The 24,012-nt window shown below is 55.5% G+C and carries 28 protein-coding genes and 1 riboswitch; of the genes, 27 read left to right on the forward strand and 1 reads right to left on the reverse strand.

Going from position 1 to position 24,012, the window contains the following annotated elements:
- Position 1 precedes the first annotated feature (1 nt).
- From O9H85_RS10655 to sigF, 8 genes are all read left to right on the forward strand, one after another.
- Complete coding sequence (locus tag O9H85_RS10655) at positions 2-829, forward strand: purine-nucleoside phosphorylase (protein WP_269881328.1); 828 nt, start codon at positions 2-4, stop codon at positions 827-829.
- A gap of 39 nt (positions 830-868) precedes the next feature.
- Positions 869-1,726, forward strand: coding sequence for a purine-nucleoside phosphorylase (locus O9H85_RS10660; protein WP_269881329.1), 858 nt, complete (start codon positions 869-871; stop codon positions 1,724-1,726).
- Positions 1,727-2,075: 349 nt separating this feature from the next.
- Positions 2,076-2,480 carry a flagellar protein gene (locus tag O9H85_RS10665; protein WP_269881330.1) on the forward strand — a complete coding sequence of 135 codons (405 nt, stop codon included), beginning with the start codon at positions 2,076-2,078 and terminating at the stop codon, positions 2,478-2,480.
- 334 nt (positions 2,481-2,814) lie between these two features.
- A complete protein-coding gene (locus O9H85_RS10670) occupies positions 2,815-3,192 on the forward strand; it encodes a cupredoxin domain-containing protein (RefSeq protein ID WP_269881331.1) in 378 nt (125 codons plus the stop codon).
- 185 nt (positions 3,193-3,377) lie between these two features.
- Positions 3,378-4,556 carry a D-alanyl-D-alanine carboxypeptidase family protein gene (locus O9H85_RS10675; RefSeq protein WP_269881332.1) on the forward strand — a complete coding sequence of 393 codons (1,179 nt, stop codon included), beginning with the start codon at positions 3,378-3,380 and terminating at the stop codon, positions 4,554-4,556.
- A gap of 230 nt (positions 4,557-4,786) precedes the next feature.
- Entirely contained in the window at positions 4,787-5,140 is a 354-nt protein-coding gene (gene spoIIAA, locus O9H85_RS10680) for an anti-sigma F factor antagonist (RefSeq protein ID WP_269881333.1), read from the forward strand.
- Positions 5,137-5,583 carry an anti-sigma F factor gene (gene spoIIAB / locus O9H85_RS10685; RefSeq protein ID WP_269881334.1) on the forward strand — a complete coding sequence of 149 codons (447 nt, stop codon included), beginning with the start codon at positions 5,137-5,139 and terminating at the stop codon, positions 5,581-5,583. The genes spoIIAA and spoIIAB overlap by 4 nt, the downstream gene beginning before the upstream one ends.
- Before the next feature lie 68 nt (positions 5,584-5,651).
- Positions 5,652-6,407 (forward strand): RNA polymerase sporulation sigma factor SigF, encoded by a 756-nt coding sequence (gene sigF, locus O9H85_RS10690; RefSeq protein WP_269881335.1) that lies wholly within the window; start codon positions 5,652-5,654, stop codon positions 6,405-6,407.
- 133 nt (positions 6,408-6,540) lie between these two features.
- Here sigF and O9H85_RS10695 read toward each other — a convergent pair whose 3' ends face one another.
- Positions 6,541-6,753 carry a DUF378 domain-containing protein gene (locus O9H85_RS10695; RefSeq protein WP_269881336.1) on the reverse strand — a complete coding sequence of 71 codons (213 nt, stop codon included), beginning with the start codon at positions 6,751-6,753 and terminating at the stop codon, positions 6,541-6,543.
- 169 nt (positions 6,754-6,922) lie between these two features.
- Between O9H85_RS10695 and O9H85_RS10700 the strand changes: the two genes are divergently transcribed.
- The 19 genes from O9H85_RS10700 (at position 6,923) to O9H85_RS10790 (ending at position 24,000) form a co-directional block, all read left to right on the forward strand.
- A complete protein-coding gene (locus O9H85_RS10700) occupies positions 6,923-7,555 on the forward strand; it encodes a stage V sporulation protein AA (RefSeq protein ID WP_269881337.1) in 633 nt (210 codons plus the stop codon).
- Positions 7,552-7,977: a stage V sporulation protein AB gene (locus O9H85_RS10705; RefSeq protein WP_269881338.1), complete on the forward strand. Its 426-nt coding sequence runs from the start codon at positions 7,552-7,554 to the stop codon at positions 7,975-7,977. Before O9H85_RS10700 ends, O9H85_RS10705 begins: the two co-directional genes overlap by 4 nt.
- 60 nt (positions 7,978-8,037) lie before the next feature.
- On the forward strand, positions 8,038-9,807 hold the full coding sequence (locus O9H85_RS10710; RefSeq protein ID WP_269881339.1) for a spore germination protein: 1,770 nt from the start codon (positions 8,038-8,040) through the stop codon (positions 9,805-9,807).
- Between the two features lie 134 nt (positions 9,808-9,941).
- Positions 9,942-11,279 carry a diaminopimelate decarboxylase gene (lysA, locus tag O9H85_RS10715; RefSeq protein ID WP_269881340.1) on the forward strand — a complete coding sequence of 446 codons (1,338 nt, stop codon included), beginning with the start codon at positions 9,942-9,944 and terminating at the stop codon, positions 11,277-11,279.
- Positions 11,280-11,486: 207 nt separating this feature from the next.
- Positions 11,487-11,918, forward strand: a complete 432-nt coding sequence (locus O9H85_RS10720; protein WP_269881341.1) for a peptidylprolyl isomerase — start codon at positions 11,487-11,489, stop codon at positions 11,916-11,918.
- A 180-nt stretch (positions 11,919-12,098) separates the two neighbouring features.
- Positions 12,099-12,270: riboswitch (FMN riboswitch) on the forward strand.
- A gap of 319 nt (positions 12,271-12,589) precedes the next feature.
- On the forward strand, positions 12,590-13,711 hold the full coding sequence (gene ribD / locus O9H85_RS10725; RefSeq protein WP_269881342.1) for a bifunctional diaminohydroxyphosphoribosylaminopyrimidine deaminase/5-amino-6-(5-phosphoribosylamino)uracil reductase RibD: 1,122 nt from the start codon (positions 12,590-12,592) through the stop codon (positions 13,709-13,711).
- 4 nt (positions 13,712-13,715) lie between these two features.
- Positions 13,716-14,378 carry a riboflavin synthase gene (gene ribE / locus O9H85_RS10730; RefSeq protein WP_269881343.1) on the forward strand — a complete coding sequence of 221 codons (663 nt, stop codon included), beginning with the start codon at positions 13,716-13,718 and terminating at the stop codon, positions 14,376-14,378.
- Positions 14,379-14,398: 20 nt separating this feature from the next.
- Positions 14,399-15,613, forward strand: coding sequence for a bifunctional 3,4-dihydroxy-2-butanone-4-phosphate synthase/GTP cyclohydrolase II (locus tag O9H85_RS10735; protein WP_269881344.1), 1,215 nt, complete (start codon positions 14,399-14,401; stop codon positions 15,611-15,613).
- 65 nt (positions 15,614-15,678) lie between these two features.
- Complete coding sequence (ribH, locus tag O9H85_RS10740) at positions 15,679-16,146, forward strand: 6,7-dimethyl-8-ribityllumazine synthase (protein WP_269881345.1); 468 nt, start codon at positions 15,679-15,681, stop codon at positions 16,144-16,146.
- A 56-nt stretch (positions 16,147-16,202) separates the two neighbouring features.
- Positions 16,203-16,988, forward strand: coding sequence for a segregation and condensation protein A (locus tag O9H85_RS10745; RefSeq protein ID WP_269881346.1), 786 nt, complete (start codon positions 16,203-16,205; stop codon positions 16,986-16,988).
- Positions 16,957-17,571 (forward strand): SMC-Scp complex subunit ScpB, encoded by a 615-nt coding sequence (scpB, locus tag O9H85_RS10750; RefSeq protein ID WP_269881347.1) that lies wholly within the window; start codon positions 16,957-16,959, stop codon positions 17,569-17,571. Before O9H85_RS10745 ends, scpB begins: the two co-directional genes overlap by 32 nt.
- A 284-nt stretch (positions 17,572-17,855) precedes the next feature.
- On the forward strand, positions 17,856-18,533 hold the full coding sequence (locus O9H85_RS10755; RefSeq protein WP_269881348.1) for a DUF2953 domain-containing protein: 678 nt from the start codon (positions 17,856-17,858) through the stop codon (positions 18,531-18,533).
- 87 nt (positions 18,534-18,620) lie between these two features.
- Positions 18,621-19,100, forward strand: a complete 480-nt coding sequence (gene ytfJ / locus O9H85_RS10760; protein ID WP_269881594.1) for a GerW family sporulation protein — start codon at positions 18,621-18,623, stop codon at positions 19,098-19,100.
- A 186-nt stretch (positions 19,101-19,286) separates the two neighbouring features.
- On the forward strand, positions 19,287-20,366 hold the full coding sequence (locus O9H85_RS10765; protein ID WP_269881349.1) for an HD-GYP domain-containing protein: 1,080 nt from the start codon (positions 19,287-19,289) through the stop codon (positions 20,364-20,366).
- Between the two features lie 44 nt (positions 20,367-20,410).
- On the forward strand, positions 20,411-21,103 hold the full coding sequence (locus O9H85_RS10770; RefSeq protein WP_269881350.1) for an SOS response-associated peptidase: 693 nt from the start codon (positions 20,411-20,413) through the stop codon (positions 21,101-21,103).
- Between the two features lie 156 nt (positions 21,104-21,259).
- Complete coding sequence (locus tag O9H85_RS10775) at positions 21,260-22,432, forward strand: D-alanyl-D-alanine carboxypeptidase family protein (protein ID WP_269881351.1); 1,173 nt, start codon at positions 21,260-21,262, stop codon at positions 22,430-22,432.
- Positions 22,433-22,447: 15 nt separating this feature from the next.
- Positions 22,448-23,047, forward strand: coding sequence for a nucleoside recognition domain-containing protein (locus O9H85_RS10780; protein WP_269881352.1), 600 nt, complete (start codon positions 22,448-22,450; stop codon positions 23,045-23,047).
- Positions 23,048-23,054: 7 nt separating this feature from the next.
- Entirely contained in the window at positions 23,055-23,588 is a 534-nt protein-coding gene (locus O9H85_RS10785) for a spore maturation protein (protein ID WP_269881353.1), read from the forward strand.
- A gap of 70 nt (positions 23,589-23,658) precedes the next feature.
- Positions 23,659-24,000 (forward strand): peptidoglycan recognition protein family protein, encoded by a 342-nt coding sequence (locus O9H85_RS10790; RefSeq protein WP_269881354.1) that lies wholly within the window; start codon positions 23,659-23,661, stop codon positions 23,998-24,000.
- Positions 24,001-24,012 lie beyond the last annotated feature (12 nt).

Here is a 24,012-nt window from a genome sequence, read left to right on the forward strand (position 1 = left end):
CATGGAAGAAAAATCGTTGATTACCAAAATTCAAGAGGCGGCGGCCTATATCCGCTCTAAGTATACGGGACAGCCGGAAATTGGGCTGATTCTCGGCTCGGGTCTTGGCGTCATTGCCGATCTGGTGGAGAATCCGGTCGTTATCGAGTACCAGGATATCCCTCATTTTCCGGTATCCACGGTTGAAGGTCATGCCGGCGAGCTGCTGCTGGGCACGGTGGCCGGCCGTGAGGTGCTGCTGATGAAGGGACGTTTCCACATGTACGAAGGCTACGGCGTGGATACCGTTTCGTTTCCGGTGCGCGTCATGAAAGAGCTAGGGATCGGTTCTCTCCTTGTAACGAACGCAGCGGGAGGGGTCAATACCTCTTATCAGGCCGGCGATTTGATGCTGATTCGCGATCATATTAATTTTACATTCCGCAACCCGCTCATCGGACCGAATTTCAGCGAGCTTGGCGTTCGTTTTCCGGATATGTCCGAGGCTTACAGCAAGCGTCTGCGCGAAGCGGCCAAGGCCGTCGCTGCCGAGCAGGGAATTCGGCTCCAGGAGGGTGTGTACATCGGGCTGCTGGGTCCTTCCTACGAAACGCCGGCGGAAATTCGCATGATGCGCACGCTGGGCGCCGATGCGGTAGGCATGTCCACCGTGGCCGAAGTGATTGTCGCACGCCACGCCGGCTTGGAAGTGCTGGGCTTTTCCTGCATTAGCAACATGGCGGCGGGTATTCTCGATCAGCCGCTCTCCCATGAAGAAGTCATGGAAACGACGGAACGGGTGAAACAAAAGTTTCTGCAGCTAATTCTGGGAATTATTCCGAAGATGTAACAAGCTTCGTTACTTTAACCGGGAAGGGGAGCGAGTGCAATGGAAGCCAATTACGTGCAGCACATTCAGGAATCCGCCCAATGGGTCGGGGATAGGATCGACCGCAGACCGGTGGAGATCGGCCTTATACTAGGCTCCGGTCTCGGCGATATCGCGTCACAGATGGAGAAGCCCGTCATCCTGCCGTATTCGGAAATTCCGCATTTTCCTGTATCTACGGTTGAAGGACATGCAGGTCAGTTCGTCATCGGCCTTCTGGAAGGGAAGTCGGTCATCGGCATGCAGGGCCGGTTTCACTATTACGAAGGCTATTCCATGAAGAAGGTCGTGTTCCCGATCTACGTGATGAAGCTCCTGGGAGTTAGCTCTTTGGTCGTCACGAACGCGGCGGGAGGCATGAACCGGAGCTTCCAAGCGGGAGATTTGATGCTGATCCGCGACCACCTCAATTTGACCGGGGACAATCCCCTCATCGGCGTCAATCATCCCGAGCTGGGTCTTCGCTTCCCGGATATGTCCGAGGCGTACGACCGAAAGCTTCTGGCGCTGGCGAAGCGAATGGCTGAGGCGATAGGGAAGGAACGGGGAAGCTCGGTACGCGTTCAAGAGGGCGTGTACGCGGGAATCAGCGGCCCGAACTACTTGCCTCCGGCCGAGCTGACTATGCTGGCCGGACTGGGCGCCGATGCGGTCGGTATGTCGACGGTCGGCGAGGTCATTGCCGCAAGGCACGCCGGACTGAAGGTGCTGGGCATCTCGTGCATCACCGACATGGCTGTCGGTAAAGAGCTGAAGCCGCTCACGCATGAGCAGGTCGTAGCGGCAGCGAATCGCACGAAGCCGGCGTTTATCGAGCTGCTAAGGCGGTTTATTCGCGAGGTTGAAGTGAATACCTAAGATCAGCAAAAAAGCGAGCGGCTTCCCTGCGTGAATCAAGGGAAGCCGCTTTTTTGCGCGTTATTTGGATTTTTTGGCGCCTTTGTCGCTGTTGCGTGTCGTCGTATTCTGATTGCCATGGCCCTGCTGCTTGTCCGACATGGGTTTACACCTCCCGGGAACTTGATGAATGCCTTCTTAGTATGGCAGCGCCTTTCCATCGCTATACGAGGGGCATCAGTTTAGAAAAGACTATTCGGAAAAGGCGGATCTGTGGTAAAATAGGTATATTGATCTATGTATATCATGATACTTTAGGACCATATCCATTCGCTTCATGCTCCCAATTCCTATAAAGGTGTGATGCCTCATGACCCTTCTCAAGGTTGCGAACTGTCCGAGCTGCGGCAAAGTATTTCAAAAAAACCTTCGAAACCTTTGCCAAGCATGCATTGATAGCTACGAGCACGATTTCAACGCATGTTATTCTTATTTGCGAGACCACCGGAAGGCGGCCAATGCCGAACTGTCGAACGCAACGGGCGTTAGCGAAAGCCGAATTCTCGGCTTTATTAAGGAGAATAAGCTGCTGCTCAGCCAATATCCGAATTTGCATTATACCTGCGGCTCCTGCCGGAAGCCGATACGGCAAAATCAGCTCTGCGCCGACTGCCGCTGCAGAATTACCCGGGACATCAACCTGCTCAAAGAGCAGGAGGCGAAGAAGCTCGAACGCGGTACCGGGTTCCAAATCCGCGATCGTTTCCAGCGGTAATCCGCCAGGCAGCGATCCCCTCCAAAGAGGGGATTTTTCCGGTTGATAAGAATTTATAAGTTTTCGTGGGCTTATAGCTTCGCATCAACCTTGATAAACGCGCTGGTTCTTGTAAGACAAGGACGGCGTAGCCGTTTATCCTGGTTGAACGGTTTTTGTTGTTCGTTCCCATTTATGCTAAAATAGCAAAGGAGCTGCAGCCTGTCCTGGCAAAACTATGAAATTTGTCACAAATTTTTCACCTGTATAACGGGAAAGGGCATGTGTAAACAGCTGACGATTTTGTACAATAAGACTATACGTCAAAGAGGTAAACAGTAAGGGGTGAATATCGATGCAAAAATGGATCATGTTTTCGTTGTTCCTTATTGCCTGTCTGCTCGGTGCGGGAGTGCTGTTCCAGAATGTCTCCCTCAGACAAGCGGAGCAAGCCAGCCAAGCGGCGGAAGGCCCAACTTTGAAATTCGTGGCAACGAACTATCAATTCGATCAACCGGAATATACGGTTAAGGCCGGCCAGAAGGTGAAGGTATCCTTGCTAAACAAAGAAGGCCTTCATGCTTTGGAAATCGTTGGCTTGAACGTCAAATTGGACAATAACACCAAGACGGCGGACGTAACTTTCGACAAGCCGGGCACGTATGAAGTACACTGTGTGCTGCCTTGCGGTCCGGGACATCCGAACATGAAGACGAAGCTGGTTGTACAATAAAGCAGGACCGGGAAGGAAGCCGGAGGCCTAAGCCTCTTGCTTCCTTTTTTTTTGTTTTTAAGCTTCACTTCAATTCCATGGCCGACAGCCCCTCCTTGGGAATATTTTGCCCGAAAAGCGTCAACACTGATTATCAGTGCTTGCAACTCATTTACAGTTTCCGATCAGGAGGGGTAGATCAGGTTATGACCAGCAAGATAGGTAGAACGCTATTGGCTATTCAGCTTCTTCTCATGGTCGCGATGCCGGCGGCATATGCTGAAGAAGGCAAAGGAGCCCCGCCGATTGACTTGGCGCCGGGCGCAACCTCGGCGGCGGTCATTGATGCGGATAGCGGAACGCTCATTTATGAGAAGAATAAAGACGCCAAGCTGCCTCCGGCCAGCATTACCAAGATCATGACGATGCTGCTGATCATGGAAGCACTGGACGAAGGCAAGATCAAGATGGACGAGAAAGTGCGCACCAGCGAATATGCGGCCTCTATGGGCGGATCGCAAATTTTTCTGGAGCCCGGCGAAGAGATGACGGTTCAGGATATGCTTAAAGGCATTGCGATGGCTTCGGGCAACGATGCATCGGTCGCGATGGCGGAGAAGCTGGCGGGCTCGGAAGAAGCTTTCGTACGGATGATGAATGAGCGCTCAGCACAGCTGGGGATGAAGAATACCCATTTCTCCAATCCGAACGGTCTGCCTGCCGAAAGTCATTACTCCTCGGCCTACGACATTGCCTTGATGTCGAAGGAGCTGATGAAGCATGAAGAAATCACGCAATTTACTGGGGTGTATCAGGACTACTTGCGCAAGGATACGCCAAAGCCGTTCTGGCTCGTCAACACCAATAAACTGGTACGGTTCTATTCCGGAGCGGACGGGCTCAAGACGGGATATACGAGCGAAGCGAAGTTTTGCCTGAGCGCGACGGCGAAGCGCGATAATTTCCGGATCATCGCGGTCGTCATGGGCGAACCGGATACGAAGACACGGAACGCGGAAGTGACGAAGCTGTTCGATTACTCGTTCTCGCAGTACACGAATCTTCCGATTTATAAGACCGGAGACACGATGGGCGAGCTGAAAATCAGCAAAGGCGAGGTGCCGATCGTGCAGCTGACCGCAAAGCATCCGTACAGCGTGCTGCTCAAGAAAGGCGAGGCTGCGAACGGCATCCGCCATGAGGTGCAGCTGAACCCTGAGCTCAAGGCTCCGATTGCAACAGGTCAGAATGTCGGCAAGCTCGTTGTGTACAGGGGGGATCAGATTCTGAAGGAATTTGCCCTGGAATCGCCAGTGGAAGTGAAAAAAGCCGGCTTCTGGACGCTCACGAAACGAACGGCCAAACGATTGTTCTTCATCGACTAGGGTACGAACGACAGCCATCCGACATCCGAGACAACCCCGAAGGCGAACCGCTTCTTCGGGGTTGTCCGTCTTCACCGCTCCGGCGGCGGCCCGGTTTCATGCGCCGCTTTCTGCGCAATGTGTCGCTTTTCTTCAAAATGTCGCGCATTTCTTCTAGTTTTGTCGGGGGGCAGGAAAAGCCTTCCTTAGCGTAGAAATGAGTGTGCAGAAAAGGAAGGAGTGAGCAGCACTTGAGTTTACATATCGAGCTGGAGCATTACCGGAAAGCGCTGATTGTCCGGCTTGCCGGGGAGCTGGACCATCATACGGCCGAGACGGTGAAGACCCGAATGGAAGAAGCGATTCTGCGGGGCCACAGCAGCCATATCATTCTAAGCCTCAAGGATTTGACCTTTATGGACAGCTCCGGGCTGGGCGTTATTCTGGGCCGTTACAAGCAAATTACGGCCAAGGGCGGCAAGATGGTCGTATGCGATGTCGGTGCAAGTGTCTACCGCTTGTTTGAAATGTCAGGATTGTTCAAGATCTTGTCCATCCAAGAGAACGAAAGACAAGCGATCCAAAGTCTGGAGGTCGTATCATGAGTGAACGGAATTTTATGTCGCTGCAATTTGCCAGCCGGTCGGAGAACGAATCGTTTGCCCGCGTGACCGTTGCGGCCTTCGTGTCCCAGTTGGATCCCACCCTGGATGAATTGACCGATATTAAAACGGTCGTCTCCGAAGCGGTGACGAATGCGATTATCCACGGCTACGATAACTCGCCCGATGGGATTGTGACCATCTCCGCCGAAATCGAGCAGGACATGGTCCGCATTACGGTAACGGATCAGGGAGCAGGCATTGAGGATCTGGAGCTGGCCAAGCAGCCCCTCTTCACGTCCAAGCCAGAGCTGGAGCGTTCGGGCATGGGCTTCACCATCATGGAGAATTTCATGGATGAGGTGGAGGTCGCGACCGAGCTCGGCGTAGGCACGACCATTCGGATGAAGAAGCGGATCGAGTCGAAAAAAGCGTTGTTTAACTAAAAAAGGGAATGCGGTACGGTTCAACCAAATTTGCGCACGGATGTGCGGCAATTTAGGGGATTGATCATATGGATGTGGATTTGAAGCATGCTTCTCACAGCTATTTGGACGATGCCGAGGTCAAACGGCTGATTGCATTGAGCCAGTCCGGCGATGCGCTTGCCCGCGAGACTTTGGTTAACTGCAATATTCGATTGGTTTGGTCCGTCGTGCAGCGGTTTCTTAACCGCGGCTATGAGGCGGAGGATTTGTTTCAAATCGGGTGCATCGGCCTGCTCAAATCGGTCGATAAATTCGATCTTTCCTACGACGTGAAGTTCTCAACCTATGCCGTTCCGATGATTATCGGGGAAATTCAGCGTTTCCTCCGCGACGACGGCACGCTGAAGGTCAGCCGCTCTCTCAAGGAGCTGGCCAACCGGATCCGGAAGACGAAGGACGAGCTGTCGAAGCGCAACGGAAGGCTTCCTACGATCAAAGAGGTGGCGGAGGAGCTCCAAATTACGCCGGAGGACGTCGTCTTCGCCCAGGAAGCGAATAAACCGTTGTCTTCGATCCATGAAACCGTCTTCGAGAACGACGGCGATCCCATCACCTTGATGGATCAAATTGCGGACGAAGGCCAGGATAAATGGTTTGATAAGCTGGCGCTCAATGAGGCCATCGGCTCGCTTAGCGAGAGGGAACGGCTTATCGTTTACCTCCGCTACTTCCGCGATCAAACCCAGTCCGAGGTAGCGAACCGCCTCGGCATCTCCCAGGTTCAGGTTTCCCGGTTAGAGAAGAAAATACTTCAATCCATAAAAGACCAGATAGCCCAATGAGCTGTCTGGTCTTTTTTTGTTGATAAAAATTTATAAGTTTTCATAGCTTATAGCTTCGCATCAACCTTGGTAAACACGCTGGTCTTGTAAGACAAGGACGGCGTAGCCGTTTATCCTGGTTGAACCCGAGCCCTTACTTCGCTCTCGTACGGAAATCGTAAGCGAATAGACTGATGCAGTACAAACCCGCCAGTCCCACAAGCGTATAAATGATGCGGCTTAAACCGGAAGAAACGCGATGCGAGTCCCCGCCGAACAGTGCAGCCACCAGATCCCATTGAAACAATCCCACAAGAAGCCAGTTCAGTGCCCCGATGATCACTAACGTCAAAGCCGTCTTAGCCATACCTTGCACCTTCCTTGTGTGTAATGGTGTTCTTGGATTTATTTTCTGTATCGCTTACCCCCTTTATGCACAGTACGGGAGTGAATTATTGGAAAAGCGTTGAAGGTTTACCTGATCTGGTTTTACTTCATACTACGGGGAAAAGGCTGCAGGAGGAGGGACCGCTCCAGTGGAGGCTTCTTCTAATCCGGTACTGTACATTCGCATACGCAAAAGGCTGCGCATCCGCCGCGGCGAACCGGTCCGTCTGGGGCAAATCGCTCAGCTGCTGGCGGAGCCCGAGTACGAAGACAAGCTTTCCGGCATCGTGCTTTACCGGCCGGACGAGCTGGACGGCAGCATCGTGTTGATCGATATGCTCCTGATCGTACGCAAGGTGAAAGAGTCGTTTCCTTTTATGAAAATTGAACATTTCGGAGAGCCGCATGGCTTGGTCGAGGTGGTGGACCGGTATAAAAAGCCGAACGTGCTGCTGATCGCGCTGGTGTGGCTGCTGCTGTTCGTCGGATCGGGTCTGGCGATCATGAACTTTCATGCCGACGTATCCATGGCGGAGGTACACCGGCATATTTACAAGCTGCTGACGGGCAGGGAAAGCGAGCACCCGCTTCTGCTTCAGATTCCGTATTCGATCGGCATCGGGGCCGGCATGATCATCTTCTTCAACCATCTGTTCAAGAAGAAGTTCAATGAAGAACCGAGTCCCCTCGAGGTCGAGATGTTCATGTACCAAGAGAGCGTCAATCACTATGTGATTGCCGAAGAATATCTCAAGATAAATGAGAAGGAGGGGTCGTCTTGACCTTGCTGCTGGCCATCGTCGTGCTCGTGTTTATCGGGTTTGCCGGCGGCGTCGCGGTCGGCAGCGGAATGGTCGCTTTCCTGGTGGTGCTCGATATCATTCCGCGCCTGGCCCAGATCACAAGCTCCTTCAAGCAGATACGTAAATATGAAGGAGCGGTCGTGCTGGGATCGCTTTTTTTTACTCTGACGGACATATTCCAATGGGTTTACAGATTATTCCCGCTGTCCGCCTCCTTGTTCGGTCTGCTCGCAGGCTGTTTTGTCGGCATGCTGGCCGCTGCGCTGACGGAAGTGATCAACGTGCTGCCGATTCTGGCGAAACGGATCGGAATGGAGGGATATATGCTATGGCTTCTGATGGCCATGATTTTCGGCAAAGTATTCGGCTCCTTGATCGATTGGCTGCATGTTTTAGGCTGATGCGGGGTACACTGCGTGGATGATACTTAGGGCAATGGATGAGCGGGAGGAGGAATTGTCATGGTGAAATATAGAGGCATTCGCAAGGCTAAGCTGATTCGAGGCAGCCGCAGGGAAGAGAGGGAAGAGTCGGCAAAGGAAGAAAACATGGCGGGCGAGGAGCAGATGGAGAAGCTTGAAATCGACGAGAACGGTAACATTCTGGACACCGTTAAAGACTCGGACGGTGGAGAGCAGGGGGCCGGGACGCCATCTGCCCGGGAGCCGGAAGCGGATGCGGCGGCTGTGGGGAAGCTGACGCCCGAAACGGGGATTAGCCGGGACTTCGGAGTGCTGAAGGAAGCACTGGAGGAAGCTGTCGGGCTGTACAGCAGCTTCGATGTCATCTTCCGCGAAATGGTCTTCGGCGGCCAGAAGACCGGGATCTTTTATTATAACGGCTTCGCCAAAGACTTCGTGCTGACTTCCATTCTCGAGCGCCTCTCTTATGCCGACCAGATTCATCGTGAAGAACGGGGGCTCCGAGATGGACCAGGAGGGTACGGCGAGCCTGGGGAGCAGGAAAATGCCGAAGCGAAGCTTGACGTGATCCGGCTGTTTGACGAAGCGCTTATTCCGCATATCCAAGTCAAGAAGACGGACAAGCTGAAGGAAGCGATCGATAATGTAGCGATGGGCGGAACGGCCTTTTTCTTCGAGGGACAGAAGGAAGCCGTCCTGGTGGACGCCAAGAGCTTCCCGGTGCGCACCACGCAGGAACCGGACTTGGAACGGGTCGTCCGGGGATCGCGGGACGGCTTCGTCGAGACGCTGCTCACGAATGTAACGCTGGTTCGGCGGCGCATTCGCGACCCGAAACTGAAGCTGGAGATTACGCAGGTCGGCACGCGAACCCAGTCGGACGTATGCATCGCTTATATTGACGATATTTGCGACGGTCAACTGGTGAAGGACGTGAAGGCTAAGATTAAAGAAGTGAAGGTGGACGGGCTTCCGCTCGCGGAGAAGCAATTGGAAGAAGCGATCGTCTCCAAGCGCTGGAATCCGTATCCGATGGTTCGGTATTCGGAGCGTCCGGACGTTGTCGCCGCCCATCTGCTGGAGGGACATGTCGTGCTGTTCGTCGATACGTCGCCGTCGGTGATGATTCTTCCGGCCACATTCTTTCATCACGTTCAGCATGCGGAGGAGTACCGCCAGACGCCGGCAGTGGGAACGTATCTCCGCTGGGTCCGGTTCATCGGCATGGCCATGTCTCTGTTCCTGCTGCCGCTCTGGTTTCTGATCGTCACCTCGCCGGAGCTGAAGCCCGCGGGACTGGAATTCATCGGACCGCAGAAGGTCGGCAAGATTCCGCTACTCGGTCAATTCCTGATCGCGGAGCTCGGGACGGACCTCATGCGGATGGCCGCGGTGCACACGCCGGCGCCTTTGGCTATAGCCATGGGTCTCGTGGCGGGGATACTTATTGGGGACGTGGCGGTCAAGACGGGCTTGTTCGTCAACGAGGTTATCTTGTACCTGTCGGCCGCCGCGATCGGAACGTTCGCTACGCCAAGCTATGAGCTCAGTCTGGCGAATCGGCTGGCCCGGCTCGGCCTGCTGCTGGCCGCGGCATTCTTCAAAGTGCCCGGTTTTGTGCTGGCGTCGACGTTCCTTATCGTCTATCTGGCGCTCCAGCGCTCTTACAATTCCCCTTACCTGTGGCCGTTCATTCCGTTCAACGCCCGAGCCTTGTACGGTGTTATGGTGCGGAGGCCGTTCATGTCCATGCGGCATCGGATGAGCCTGACGAAACCGCAGGACGGAACGAGGCAGCCGCAGTCGTGACGATCCGTACCCTTGTATGCGGCCTTTTCCCGCCGGTGAGCGGGAGGAGGCCGCTTTTTGGCTGTTGTCATAACGGGTTCTCCTGTGTTACTTTAAAAGTAATGTCTTTAAAGGGGAAGAGGGAGTAGAGAGCGATGTATTTACACGGCACCAGTACAATTAACGGGCAGGGCCATTTGGAGATCGGCGGCTGCGATACGACGGACCTCGCTCAGCGTTACGGCACACCGCTCTATATTATGGATGAGACGCTCGTACGTCAGCGCTGCCGCGAGTATGTGGACGCATTCCGGGCTTCCGGGTTAAAATATCAAGTTGCATACGCCAGCAAAGCGTTCTGCGTCATGGCGATGTGCCGCATCGTCGAAGAAGAAGGGATGTCGCTCGACGTTGTGTCCGACGGAGAGCTGTATACCGCCCTGCAGGCGGGATTTCCGGCGGAACGCATTCATTTCCACGGCAATAACAAAACGCCATACGAGATCGAGATGGCGCTCGAAGCCAAGATCGGCTGCTTTGTCGTAGATAACTTCGTGGAGCTTCAGCTCTTGAACGCCATCGCGGGCGAGAAGCGCCAGAAGGCGAACGTGCTGCTGCGCATTACGCCGGGCGTTGAGGCGCATACGCACGAATACATCTCGACCGGGCAGGAGGATTCCAAGTTCGGCTTCGATCTGGGCAACGGCTCGGCCTATCAAGCGGTCCGGGAGGCGGCAACGCTTCCGAACCTGACGCTGCTCGGCATTCATTCGCATATCGGATCGCAAATCTTCGAGGTCGACGGCTTCAAGCTGGCCGTGGAGAAAGTGGCGGACTTCGCCGTACAAGTGCGGGGCGAGCTGGATGTGACGTTCACCGTAGTCAACCTCGGCGGAGGCTTCGGGATTCGTTATGTGGACGGGGACACGCCGCTGGCGGTATCGGAGTACGTCAAAGCGATTACGGATTCGGTAAAGGAACGTTTTGGAGCGGCGAACTATCCGCTTCCCGAGATTTGGACGGAGCCCGGCCGCAGCATCGTCGGCGATGCCGGTACGACCCTCTACACCGTAGGAACGTACAAAGACATACCGGGCGTCCGCAAATACGTCGCGGTGGACGGCGGCATGACGGATAACCCGCGGCCGGCGCTGTACGATTCGAAGTATGAGGCTATGCTGGCGAACCGGGCCGGCGAACCGGGCGAGGAAGTCGTATCCATCGCCGGCAAATGCTGCGAAAGCGGCGATATGCTGATTTGGGACGTCCGTTTGCCTGTTGTGACCAGCGGCGACCTGCTCGCTGTCGCCTGCACCGGCGCTTATAATTATGCGATGGCAAGCAACTATAACCGGATTCGCCGTCCCGCCGTCGTCTTCGTGAAAAACGGCCGTTCCGACGTCGTAGTGACCCGGGAATCGTACGAGAATCTGGTCGGCAACGATCTGATCCCGGAACGGATGAGGGCTAAGGTCGGTACCCCATCGTTGTAAGGCTTCGCGATATCATATACGGAGCGCTTGTTTCCCCGAATGGAGAGGAAGCAAGCGCTATTCGGCTTTCACCCGGCGCGCGGCACGGCAAACCCGGTCCGCCGGATCAAGAGTGTTTATCGTCGTGCCGATATTTGTATCTCCCCTCATTTCATAGTAAAATAAGGTCGATTCATGGAACGACGAAAATAAAGGAGCGTACATACGATGGCTAAACAAGCGATTATTAAATTAACCGACGGCAATGAAGTGGTGCTGGATTTGTTCGAGAAGGACGCACCGAATACCGTCGCGAACTTCGAGAAGCTCGCGAATTCCGGATTCTACAACGGTCTCGTGTTTCATCGCGTCATTCCGGGCTTCGTCGCCCAAGGCGGCTGCCCGAACGGCACCGGTACCGGCGGTCCCGGCTACACGATCAACTGCGAAATCAACCCGAACAAGCATGAGCGCGGAGCGCTCGCGATGGCGCATGCCGGCCGCAACACGGGGGGCAGCCAGTTCTATATCGTATATCAGCCGCAGCCGCATTTGGACGGGCAGCATACGGTATTCGGCAAAGTCGTAAAAGGCATGGAGCATGTCGACGCCTTCAAAGGCCGCGACAAAATGGAATCCGTTCAAGTCGTGGAAGTATAATCGATCCGGAAATCGGGTCCTGCTCCGGCAGGACCTTTTTTGCCATGTTATTGCCTTGTTAATTCATCGGAAAAATAAAGGAATATGTCAAAAGCCTTGCTTTTTTCAAGCGCAGATGATAATATTTCAAACAAACGTTGGAAGTGGCAGCCATGCCGTTCCAACAACATAAGAACGCTGTTTATTCTTCGGGGCAGGGTGAAATTCCCTACCGGCGGTGATGATGAAGGGCTTCCAGAGCCCCAAGCTCAGTCCGTGACCCGTGCAGCCGATCGCATTCCCGCGACCGGAAGCCGGTGGACTCGGTGCAATTCCGAGACCGACAGTATAGTCTGGATGGGAGAAGAAGAATAGCGGATCGGAATTCGACCGGGGAAGCCGGCGGTTGTTTGTTTGCTCATGTGTGATTTTTCACATAGATTGAGGGTTATTTGTTATTTCTTCGCACAGGATTCGGGTAGAGTCTATCCCTGGTTACCTGCGGCGATCCACCCCGAGCAAGACTAGACCGAACGTGCGCTGCGTGTCGAATCAGCTTGGACCGAATGTCTGTGAATGGCGCGGTTTCTTTGCTGACGCATCCGTCATTCCATCTAATCTTGTTAACCCATGCCCCTGCTCTCCGGAAGAGAGGGGCATTTTTGCGTTCAAAGCTGAGGAGGGGACGACCGGTGGAGCTCATCAACGACGAATATTACATGCGCCTTGCGCTGCAGCTCGCTTCCTCAGCCTCCGGCCAAACGGGCATTAATCCTGCGGTCGGCTGCGTGATCGTGAAAGACGGCCGCATCGTAGGCATGGGCGCGCATCTGAAGCGGGGCGAAGCGCACGCGGAGGTGCACGCGCTGAACATGGCTGGCGCAGAGGCGGAGGGCGCGACCGCGTATGTGACCTTGGAGCCGTGCAGCCACCACGGGCGCACGCCTCCTTGCAGCGACCGGCTCATCCGGGAGCGGGTGAAGCGGGTCGTGGTGGCGGCCACGGACCCGAACCCGCTCGTGGCCGGGAGCGGGCTGGAGCGGCTGCGTGCACACGGGCTGGAGGTGACTCAAGGGGTGCTGGAGGGGGAAGCCAACTTGCTGAACGAAGCGTTCAACAAGTTCATCGTCACCCGCCGCCCTTTCGTCACCGTGAAGACCGCCAGCACGCTGGACGGCAAGATCGCCGCGAAGACGGGCGACAGCAAGTGGATCACGAACGACGCCTCGCGTTCGTTCGTGCACACGCTGCGCCACCGCCACCTGGCGATCCTGACCGGCATCGGCACTGTGTTAGCCGATGATCCCGCCCTCACGACCCGGCTTTCCGTTCCGGGTCTGAACCCCATGCGCGTCGTCGTCGACTCGGCGCTGAGAATTCCCCCGGACGCGCAGCTCGTCCGGGACGGGGCGGCGCCCACGGTCGTCCTGACGACCGACCGGGCGCCGGAGGCGCGTCGCCGCGAGCTCGAAGCGCGCGGCGTCACGGTGATCGACTGCGGGCCGGGCCCGGCAGTCGACTTGTACGCCGCCATGGCGAAGCTCGGCGAGCTCGAGATCGGCTCGCTGCTCGTCGAAGGCGGCGGCAAGCTGAACGGCGCGCTGCTCGCGGCGCGCCTTGTCGATAAGCTGGTGCTGTTCCTCGCACCGAAGATTATCGGCGGCGGGGCCCTCGCGCCCGGGAGTATGGACTTCGCCGGCTTCGAGCGGATGGGCGAGGCGATCCGCCTCGAACGCATGAGCGTTCAATCGTTCGGCGAAGATTTATGCATTACCGGCTATCCGCAGTATGCGGGCGGGAAGGAGGCGCAGTAGAAGGATGTTTACGGGAATTATTGAAGAAATCGGCTCGATGCGCCGGATGGCGAAACAAGGCCAAGCGATGGTGCTCACCATCGGCGCGGCGAAAATTTTGGAGGACGTGCATCTGGGAGACAGCATATCCGTGAACGGCGTCTGTCTTACCGTCATAGCCTTCGACTCGAGTTCATTTAGCGTCGACGTCATGCCGGAAACGTTCCGGCGAACGAACCTGGAGCGGTTATCCGCCGGCGCCCCGGTCAACCTGGAACGGGCGATGGCGGCTGGGGGCCGCTTCGGGGGGCATATCGTGCAAGGGCATGTCGATTCCACGGGCATCATCGCGTCGCGGACGGCGGAGGAGAATGCGGTCGTCTTCCGGGTTGCCCCCAAAGACGAAACGATCCTCAAATACGTCATCCCGCACGGCTCCATCACGATCGACGGCATTAGTCTTACAGTAGTGGACGTGGAGGAAACCTCTTTCCGGGTTTCGATCATTCCCCATACGCTGGCCGAGACGGTGCTGCAGTACAAGAAGGCGGGCGACGAAGTCAATCTGGAGTGCGATGTGTTAGGCAAATATATCGAAAGGCTCCTGACCTACGGAAAGGGTCATGGAGGCGGGTCCCAGGCAAGCGGACTGACGGCGTCCTTTTTATCCGAGCACGGATTTATGTAATGAGACAAGGAGTGAGGAACATGACGGGAACGAACGGCTTCCATTCGATCGAAGAAGCGATCTATGATTTGATGAGAGGCAAGGTAGTCATCGTGGTGGACGACGAAGACCGCGAGAACGAGGGCGATTTCATCGCGCTGGCCGAGAAGGCGACTCCCGAGGTCATTAACTTTATGATCAAAGAGGGCCGCGGTCTCGTCTGCGCGCCAATCACCGAAGAGCGCGCGCAGGAGCTGGATCTTCCGCCGATGGTGCAGCGCAATACCGATTACCACGGGACCGCGTTTACGGTTTCGGTGGACCACGTGGAGACGACGACCGGAATTTCGGCTTCGGAGCGGTCGCGCACCGTCAAGGCGCTGATCGATCCGAAGACAAGGCCGTCGAGCTTCCGCAGACCGGGACATATTTTCCCGTTGATCGCGAAGAAGGGCGGCGTCCTCCGCCGGGCGGGGCATACGGAAGCGGCCGTCGACCTGGCCCGGATGTGCGGTGCCTATCCCGCGGCGGTCATCTGCGAGGTCATCAAGGAGAACGGCGAAATGGCCCGCGTGCCGGAGCTGCTGGAGCTGAGCCGGAAGCATGAGCTGAAGATCATCACCATCCAGGCTTTGATCGAGTACCGCAATCTGAAGGAGAAGCTCGTCGAGCGCGAGGTGGAGGTGCGGATGCCGACGGACTTCGGCGAGTTCCGCGCGATCGCTTATACGAATCAGGTCGATAATAAGGAGCATGTCGCACTGGTCAAGGGAGAGATCAGCGGCGAATCGCCGACGCTGGTGCGGGTCCATTCCGAATGCCTGACCGGTGACGTATTCCACTCCCACCGGTGCGATTGCGGGCCGCAGCTGGCTGCCGCACTGAAGCAGATCGACGAGACCGGCTCGGGCGTGCTGCTCTATATGCGCCAGGAAGGCCGCGGCATCGGGCTGATCAACAAGCTCAAGGCCTATAAGCTGCAGGAGCAGGGACTCGATACGGTCGATGCGAACTTAAAGCTGGGCTTCGCGGCCGATCTGCGGGATTACGGCATCGGCGCGCAAATTTTGAAAGATCTCGGCATCAGCAAAATCCGGCTTCTGACGAACAACCCACGGAAAATCCGGGGCCTGGAAGGCTACGGTCTCGAAGTGGTGGAGAGGGTGCCGATTCAGATGGAGGAGAACGAGGACAACCAACGTTATTTGCGCACGAAGCAGTCCAAGCTCGGCCATCTGCTGGAGTTTAATATTTAACCTGAGTCGGTAACTGTTGTATTTTGTAGAAAAAAATTTCATTCAGAAAAGGATGTAGAAGAGACATGGCGAAAATATATGAAGGACATTTAGTATCGCAAGGGTTAAAATACGGTATCGTGGTCGGCCGGTTCAACGAATTCATCACCCACAAGCTGCTGGGCGGCGCTCAGGATGCGCTGAAGCGCCACGGCGTACAGGAGAACGAAATCGACATTGCTTGGGTGCCGGGCGCCTTTGAAATTCCGCTGATCGCGCAAAAAATGGCCGAGAGCGGCAAGTACGATGCCGTCATTACGCTCGGCGCCGTCATTCGCGGCAGCACGCCTCACTTCGATTACGTATGCAACGAAGCGGCGAAAGGCGTTGCCGCGGTCAACCTGAAAACCGGCGTGCCGACGATCTTCGGCGTCTTGACGACCGATTCCATCGAGCAAGCGGTGGAACGCGCGGGGACGAAAGCGGGCAACAAAGGCTGGGAGGCCGCCGTTACGGCGATCGAAATGGCGAACCTGTCCAAACAATTTTCTTAAGCGGTCTATAGCCGTCTCTGACGCTGTGGATCGTGCAAGGGGGAACGATCTAGAAAGTGAAAGTCACGGTAAAACTCGAAACCTTTGAAGGCCCCCTGGATCTGCTGCTGCACTTGATCGACAAGGCGGAAGTGGATATATACGATATTCCGATCAAAGAGATTACGGATCAATATATGGGTTACCTAGATGCGATGACTGAGCTGGAGCTGGAGGTTACCAGCGAATTTCTCGTCATGGCCGCCACCTTGCTGTCCATCAAGAGCAAGATGCTTCTGCCGAAGCCTCCCGTACTGGATCTCGAATTCGAGGACTATATGATGGACGAGGATTATGATCCCCGCGCGGAGCTTGTCGCGAAGCTGATCGAGTACCGCAAGTATAAGGCGATCGCCGATCACCTGCGGGACAAGGAAGCCGAGCGGAGCATGATCTTTACCCGGGAGCCCGAGGATTTAACGCCTTACGTTCCCGTAATTCCGGAGAATCCGGTCAAAGGGCTGCACGTCGGCGATCTGGTGAATGCGTTCCGCAAGGCGCTGCGCCGGATGCAGAGCCGTCATATGGTGGCCAAAATCCGGAAGGATGAGATTTCGGTCAAGGACCGGATGTTTGAAGTGCTTGCATCGCTGGAGCATCACGGCGGCAAGGTGTTTTTCTCGAAGCTGCTGGATGAGCATGCAACGCGAGATGCGATCGTCGTAACGTTCCTTGCTTTGCTGGAGCTGATGAAGGTGAAGAAAATCGTTTGCTTTCAGCATAAGGCGTTCGACGATATTGTGATTGAGGAAAGAAAGGATGGCGTGGCATATGGAGTTTGGCCGGATGAAATCGATTATTGAAGGACTGCTGTTCGTCGTAGGAGACGAGGGCTTAAGCGTAAGGCAGCTGGCGGAAGTGCTGGAGGAAGACGCCGGATTTACGCTGGAGCTGGTGCAGGAGCTTCAAGCCGATCTGAAGCGCGCGGGCCGCGGCATTCAGATCGTCGAGCTGGCCGGAACGTTCCAACTCGCTACGCTGCCGGAGCACGCTCCTTTTTTTGAGCGTCTCGCCTATTCGCCATCCCGGGCATCCTTGTCCCAAGCGGCGCTGGAAACGCTGGCGATCGTAGCCTACAAGCAGCCGATCACTCGCGTCGAGATCGAAGAAATCCGCGGCGTAAAATCGGAACGGCCCTTGCAGACGCTCGTCGGGAAGGATTTGATCCAGGAGGTGGACCGGGCGGATGCTCCGGGCAGGCCTATCCTGTACGGAACGACGAAGTCGTTCCTCGATCATTTTGCGCTGGCGTCCTTGGGAGACTTGCCTGAAACGTCGCTGTTCGAGAATGAGGACAATCTGGAGGAGGAAACGAGGCTCCTGTTCGAGAAGCTGGACGGCGAGCAGCTTACCTTCGATCAATTGCCCGATCCGGAAGACGTCTGAAGTCCGCATGATTTGCCAAATCAAGGTTATACTAACTCCTGTAGATCCGGTTACGAAGACACTTCCGGCTGCGGGAGTTTTTTAGTTGATAAGAATATATAAGTTTTCGTGGGCTTATAGCTTCGCATCAACCTTGATAAACGCGCTGGTTCTTGTAAGACAAGGACGGCGTAGCCGTTTATCCTGGCTTCTAATTATGCGGGTAATGCAAGCTAAGACGTCGGGAGATAGACGAGTGTCGCAATACGCCTGGCGTACGGAGGGAAGGAAGGTAGGAGCCGGGAATGGTTTGGGCATGGTGGACGGCCGGGGCTTTGCTGCTCCTCGCATGGCTTGTCTTGTCGAGTAATATTCGTATTTTGTTTACGTTTACGAGGCAGGATGAAAATGACGAGCTGACACTGGATCTCCATGCCTTATTCGGTATGGTGAGATTCCGCTATACGATTCCGATTCTGGAAATGCATAAGCTGCTGGAGCGGCTGGACATGAAGTCGGAGCGGGTGGACAAGTCGGACGCAGAGCTGGTCAAAGATAAGAAGCAAGGGATTACGGTAGCCCAAATCAAGACAGCTTTCGAGAATGCGAAGCTGCTGCTGGAGCATTGTTTTCAGTTTAACGTCTGGCTTCTCGATACGCTGAAGAGAGTGCGCTGCACATCCTTTGTATGGAAAACCTCCGTCGGTATCGGCGATGCGGCACAGACCGCATGTGTGGTAGGCATGTTGTGGGGCTTGAAGTCGTCGATGCTGGCCTTTCTGTTTCGTAAAATACGGCTGGAGGCGCAGCCAAGGCTTCAGATCATGCCGGCGTTCAACGAGCTTCATTTTACGATGGAGCTGATGTTCAAGCTGGAAATCCGGCTCGGCTTCCTGCTGTATGCCGGTTGCCTCCTTCTGCTAAGGATCGCCCGTATTAAGGGCGGAATCCGCACCTGGCAAAGGGTTTTGTTCAAGACGTGATCGGCTATTACATAAGCGGGACGCCCGGCGGGCATTCTATAATTGTTTACTCCACCAAAGGCGAATCTGTAAAGGAGGATATACATGATGACCGATCATCCGATTCAAGGTCTGATGAAGACGGCGATGGAAAATATTAAAGAAATGGTCGACGTGAATACGATTGTCGGCGACCCCGTAGAAACGCCGGATGGCAGCGTCATTATGCCCATCAGCAAAGTGGGCTTCGGTTTCGCGGCAGGCGGCAGCGAATTCGTTACGGAGGAATCCGCAGCCGGGGGACAGCGCGGCGACATGATGAACGCCAAGGTCGAGCTGCCGTTCGGGGGAGGCAGCGGCGGCGGGGTGTCGATCACGCCGATCGCCTTTCTCGTTGTAGGCAAGCACGGGGTGAAGGTCGTACCTCTTGACAACCAAACGCACCTCATAGAGCGCTTGATCGATTCCGCGCCAAGTGTGGTGGACCGGATCCAATCAATGATGAAATCCGGTATGAAAACCGGTATCGGAACGGAAGGAACGACCCATGTAACGAACAATATCGAGAATCAAAATTTCGTAGTTTAACGACTATAACCCTTCCGGGCTGTCCGTTTTTCGGACGGCTTTTTCTTTTTGAGGACGGCGCGAAGGCGTCGTCCAATTTGCTGCAATACGACAATATTCGTTATTGCTCTTTCATATCGGATGCACTATATTATTTTTAGGAAAATTAAAGGATTAGGTCCAAAGTCATGAGAGAGAAGGAAATTCATGCGTTTGCTGCCTACAAGAAATTGCATGCCCGGGATGCGTCTGGGCAAATGCATTTATAGCGAAGAGGGCGTTATTCTTCTGAATTCCGGCGTTGAGCTGACCTCAGGACTGATAACGCGGCTTGAACAGCTCGGTATAGATTATCTGTATATTTTTGATCCTGCGACAGACGACGTGCAGATTGAGGATGCGATCTCCGATGAAACCCGGGTAAAGGCGCTGAAGGAAATACGAACGCATTTCCGCGAGTTTATGGAGACGGGCAGCAAGCAGAAGCTGTCCAAGAGCCATGTGCTTGGACGTGCCTTTGGAAACGTGATCAAGATGATTATCGACGACCTCAGCGCGAGGCCCGATACGCTGCTTATGCTGGTGAATATGAACGTGCTGAATTCTTACTTGTACCAGCACTCCCTGAACGTATGCATTTATGCCACTATGCTCGGCATGGTGAACGGCTACGGAAACGAAGAGCTGCTCACGCTTGGAATCGGCGCGCTGCTTCATGACATCGGCAAAACCAAGATTAATCAGGAGCTCCTCAAGCTCCCCCGAAGCTTAACGCCGGAAGAATTCAACGAAGTGAAGAAGCATACCGAAATCGGCTTCAAGCTGCTGAAGGACGAGCCGAACATTCCGCTGCTGGCCGCACACTGCGCGTTCCAGCACCATGAACGTGAGGACGGAAGCGGTTATCCGCGCGGGATCAAGGGCAAAGAGATCCACGAGTACGCCAAGTGGATTGCCGTCGCGGACAGCTATGACGCTATGACGACGCACCGGGCCCATCGGCTTGCCATGCTGCCGCATCAGGCGATGGAGATGCTGTTCGCCGGTGTCGGCACGCTGTACGAACAGAAGAAGGTTGCCGTATTCCGCGACCATGTGGCCATCTATCCGCTGGGGCTGTCGGTCCGTCTCAGTACGGGTGAGAGCGGGGTAGTCGTCGGCATCAATCCGGCCGTGCCGCAGCGTCCGGTCGTTCGCGTGTTCAAGGATTCGGCAGCGCAGCCTTGCGTCCCGTACGAGCTCGATTTGTCGCAGAAGCTAACCGTTTTCATTCAACACGTCGACTGAGGTATAATAAAGTCATACCGGTTTGCGAAGGGAGAGCTGCCTTCATGTGCGGACGTTTCACGATTACCGTTTCATGGGACGAGCTTGTGATGCGGTTTCTGCTGGACGGGAGGCCGGGCAAGTATCAGCCCCGCTATAATATCGCTCCGGGACAATGGATTCCGGCGATCATCGGAGGCCCGGGCGGGTCCCAGGCGGAGGAAAGGCGGTTCGGAGAGCTCCGTTGGGGGCTTGTCCCCGCTTGGTCGAAGGACGAGAGCGGCGCATACCGTTTAATTAACCTGAGGTCGGAAACGGCGGCGGATCGGCCTTCGTTCCGGCGGCTGCTCGAACGGAAGCGCTGTATCGTTCCGGCGGACGGATTCTATGAATGGAAGCCGGCCGGGCGTTCGAAGCAGCCGATGCGCTTTACGAGAAAGGACGGGGAGCTGTTCGGCATGGCTTCCTTGTACGATACTTGGGTAGCAGACGACGGCATGAAGCTTTCCACCTGCACGATTCTTACCGTAGACGCGAACGCCTTGGTATCCGAAGTGCATCAGCGGATGCCGGTGATCCTGACCCGGGAAGCCGAGCGTACGTGGCTCGATCGGAGTGAAAATCATCCGAAGGTGCTTGGCGATCTGCTGCGTGTCTATCCGCCGGAGGAGATGCGGTATTACCCCGTTGACCCTAGAGTCGGGAAGGTCCAGAACGACGATCCCGGCTGCATTGAACCGGCGGCCGATCCGGCATAGGAAAAGATCCGGATGCTTTACCCCGTAAACGCAAGCGTTCCCGCTTGTCGTTTACGGGGTTTTTGCCGTGTGCGCCAGGGACGGAATAACCGTTTGGGATAAGCATATACATGTACAAGTAGGGGCTCAAATGCGCATGCCGGCGGGAGGATATCTATGAAAAAAACCATTTTGTTGGGGCTGGCCCTGCTGCTGCTCTGGGCCGGAGCGCGGCTACCCGGAGCAGCGGAGGCGGCGCCGGCGATTTCGACCAGTGCGGAGGCGGCGGCTTTGATCGACGTCACTTCAGGACGGCTACTCTTCAGCTCCGGGGGAGACAAGCCGATGCGAATCGCCAGTCTGACCAAGGTCATGACGGCGATCGTCGCTATCGAGCACGGGAAGCTCTCCGATAAGGCAAAGGTCGGCAAGAACGCCTACCTCAAGGAAGGCTCTTCGATTTATTTGAAGCTCGGGGAGGAGATGAACCTGAAGGATCTGCTCTACGGCATGATGCTCCGTTCCGGGAACGACGCGGCGATGACCATCGCCGAGCATGTCGGCGGGAGTCTGGAAGGATTCGTTTATTTAATGAATGAAGAAGCGCGTATGCTCGGCATGAGCGGCTCCAGCTTCAAGAATCCAAGCGGTCTCGATGAGGAAGGCCACTATTCGACTGCGAACGATATGGCCAAGCTGACGGCCTACGCGCTGAGGAACCCGGTATTCGCCGAGATCGTCAAGACGAAAGTGAAGAAAGTGCCGAATCCTAACGAAAGCTGGGATTACAGCTGGGTGAACAAAAATAAAATGCTCTCGTTATACGACGGAGCTGACGGCGTGAAGACCGGATACACGAAGCTTGCCAAGCGCTGTCTCATCTCCTCCGCCACCCGCGGGGGCCAGCAGCTGGCCGTAGTGACGCTGAGCGATTCGAACGATTGGCTCGATCATCAGCGGCTCCTCGATTACGGGTTCAAGCACTATCCGCTTCTTCCGCTGGTCTCGAAGGGCGATGCGGTGGAGGGCACGCCTTATGTCGCCGGCGCCTCCTTCGTTTATCCTGCGGAAGCAGCAGAGACAGGCCGGTTTACCCGGAAGCCGGTTATGAACGATGCGTCCTCCGCCGCCTACCGGCTGGGCGAGCTGGGCGAGCTGCAGATCATGCTGGACGGGAAGCGGATCGGCTCGGTTCCCTTGTATGCGAAGGATAGTCCGAGACTGCTGCTGAAGGACCGGTCTGCCTTTTACTTCAACGAATCCGACCTTGGTGGGTCAACCTGGGCGCAGAAATATGCTTATATTCTGCAAATGCTGATTAGGGTATTGTTTACCGGGAAAACGGCTTAGATCGGAGGGGACGGGATGGTCAATTTCATTTGGCTGTTTTTCATCGTGGCCGGCTTTGTTGTCGCCGCTTTTCAAGGACGCATCGAGCTGGTGACGGAAGCGGTGTTCGACGGAGCGAAGAGCGGGGTAACCGTCTGCTTCGGACTGATCAGCATTATGGTGTTCTGGCTAGGGATCATGCGGATCGCGGAGGATGCCGGGCTGCTGCAAAAGCTGGCGGTGCTGCTGCGCCCGATCGTCCGCTTCCTGTTCCCGAGCGTTCCGCGGGATCATCCCGCTCTCGGATACATCATGTCCAATATGAGTGCGAACATCCTGGGGCTGGGCAATGCGGCTACGCCGATGGGAATCAAGGCGATGCAGGAGCTGCAGAAGCTGAATCCTTACAAGGATATCGCAAGCCCGGCCATGTGCACGCTGCTGGCGCTGAATACGGCCAGCATTACATTGATACCGACGACGCTTATCGCCATCCGAATGAGCTACAATTCGGTCAATCCGGCCGAGATTGTCGGAACGACACTGATGGCGACCTTCGTTTCTACAGTGGCAGCCATCCTGGTGGACAAATGGTACCGCAAACGAAACACGCCGATCCGTTCGGGGAAAGGATGAGCGGGCTGTGATCGAATTCGTGAATCTGCTCTCGTCATGGGCCATCCCCGTGATTATCGTCTTTATTCCGCTTTATGCCGCTTATCGGAAGGTGCCCGTCTACGAATCGTTCGTAGACGGGGCCAAGGACGGCTTCGATACGGCGATCCGCATCATCCCCCACCTGGTCGGGATGATGGTGGCGATCAGCGTCTTCCGGGCGTCCGGCGCGATGGATCTGTTCATGGGATGGCTGAAGCCGATTTGCCTGAAGATCGGCATTCCGAGCGAGGTGCTGCCGCTGGCGCTGCTTCGGCCGATTACGGGCGCCGGTTCGCTTGCTTTCACGACGGATCTGATCTCGCAGTTCGGGCCCGACTCGATGATCGGCCGAATCGCTTCGACCATTCAAGGCAGCACGGATACGACCTTGTACGTCCTTACGGTCTATTTCGGCGCGATCGGCATCCGCAAAGCGGGCTATGCGCTGAAGGTGGGACTGATCTCCGACGCGGTCGGTTTTTTTGCCTCCGTTATTATTTGCTACCTGGTCTTCGCTTGACTCCCCGCTTTGCACCCACTCATTTCTCCGCTCATATACTGTACCAGCGAACCTGAAAGAGGTGACCTGCGTGCAGTTTTACGGCATTGTCATTCATCATTCCGCCTGCTCCGCCATCAACGGCAAGGGCTACGACTTCTTTATCGGGAAGAACGGCATCATTCTTCCTTCCTCGGAGCAAACGGATCCGCTCTATATTCACATTTGCCTTGAAGGCGATTTCTCCGGCAAGCGTTCCGAGCTTACGGCGAGCGAGAAGGAGCAGCTGTTCCTGCTCAATAAACTGGTGCTGGGGCTTTCCGAGAAGTATTCTTTTGAACCCGGCGACATCTTCCCGCATTCGATTTCGTGTCCCGGGGCTTTTTTCCCATGGTCTCAACTTGTGATTTCACCCGAGGATAGGTATCATTAGCTTTGAGGTGAA

The organism is Paenibacillus gyeongsangnamensis (assembly GCF_027533625.1).
GTDB lineage: Bacteria > Bacillota > Bacilli > Paenibacillales > NBRC-103111 > Paenibacillus_G > Paenibacillus_G gyeongsangnamensis.

Excerpts from the sequence above, each read along its gene's own strand:
- O9H85_RS10655 (WP_269881328.1), top strand. The coding sequence starts at position 2 with ATGGAAGAAAAATCGTTGATTACCAAAATTCAAGAGGCGGCGGCCTAT.
- O9H85_RS10660 (WP_269881329.1), top strand. The coding sequence starts at position 869 with ATGGAAGCCAATTACGTGCAGCACATTCAGGAATCCGCCCAATGGGTC.
- O9H85_RS10665 (WP_269881330.1), top strand. The coding sequence starts at position 2,076 with ATGACCCTTCTCAAGGTTGCGAACTGTCCGAGCTGCGGCAAAGTATTT.
- O9H85_RS10670 (WP_269881331.1), top strand. The coding sequence starts at position 2,815 with ATGCAAAAATGGATCATGTTTTCGTTGTTCCTTATTGCCTGTCTGCTC.
- O9H85_RS10675 (WP_269881332.1), top strand. The coding sequence starts at position 3,378 with ATGACCAGCAAGATAGGTAGAACGCTATTGGCTATTCAGCTTCTTCTC.
- spoIIAB (WP_269881334.1), top strand. The coding sequence starts at position 5,137 with ATGAGTGAACGGAATTTTATGTCGCTGCAATTTGCCAGCCGGTCGGAG.
- sigF (WP_269881335.1), top strand. The coding sequence starts at position 5,652 with ATGGATGTGGATTTGAAGCATGCTTCTCACAGCTATTTGGACGATGCC.
- O9H85_RS10695 (WP_269881336.1), bottom strand. The coding sequence starts at position 6,753 with ATGGCTAAGACGGCTTTGACGTTAGTGATCATCGGGGCACTGAACTGG.
- O9H85_RS10710 (WP_269881339.1), top strand. The coding sequence starts at position 8,038 with ATGGTGAAATATAGAGGCATTCGCAAGGCTAAGCTGATTCGAGGCAGC.
- lysA (WP_269881340.1), top strand. The coding sequence starts at position 9,942 with ATGTATTTACACGGCACCAGTACAATTAACGGGCAGGGCCATTTGGAG.
- O9H85_RS10720 (WP_269881341.1), top strand. The coding sequence starts at position 11,487 with ATGGCTAAACAAGCGATTATTAAATTAACCGACGGCAATGAAGTGGTG.
- ribE (WP_269881343.1), top strand. The coding sequence starts at position 13,716 with ATGTTTACGGGAATTATTGAAGAAATCGGCTCGATGCGCCGGATGGCG.
- O9H85_RS10735 (WP_269881344.1), top strand. The coding sequence starts at position 14,399 with ATGACGGGAACGAACGGCTTCCATTCGATCGAAGAAGCGATCTATGAT.
- ribH (WP_269881345.1), top strand. The coding sequence starts at position 15,679 with ATGGCGAAAATATATGAAGGACATTTAGTATCGCAAGGGTTAAAATAC.
- scpB (WP_269881347.1), top strand. The coding sequence starts at position 16,957 with ATGGAGTTTGGCCGGATGAAATCGATTATTGAAGGACTGCTGTTCGTC.
- O9H85_RS10755 (WP_269881348.1), top strand. The coding sequence starts at position 17,856 with ATGGTTTGGGCATGGTGGACGGCCGGGGCTTTGCTGCTCCTCGCATGG.
- ytfJ (WP_269881594.1), top strand. The coding sequence starts at position 18,621 with ATGACCGATCATCCGATTCAAGGTCTGATGAAGACGGCGATGGAAAAT.
- O9H85_RS10765 (WP_269881349.1), top strand. The coding sequence starts at position 19,287 with ATGCGTTTGCTGCCTACAAGAAATTGCATGCCCGGGATGCGTCTGGGC.
- O9H85_RS10770 (WP_269881350.1), top strand. The coding sequence starts at position 20,411 with ATGTGCGGACGTTTCACGATTACCGTTTCATGGGACGAGCTTGTGATG.
- O9H85_RS10775 (WP_269881351.1), top strand. The coding sequence starts at position 21,260 with ATGAAAAAAACCATTTTGTTGGGGCTGGCCCTGCTGCTGCTCTGGGCC.
- O9H85_RS10780 (WP_269881352.1), top strand. The coding sequence starts at position 22,448 with ATGGTCAATTTCATTTGGCTGTTTTTCATCGTGGCCGGCTTTGTTGTC.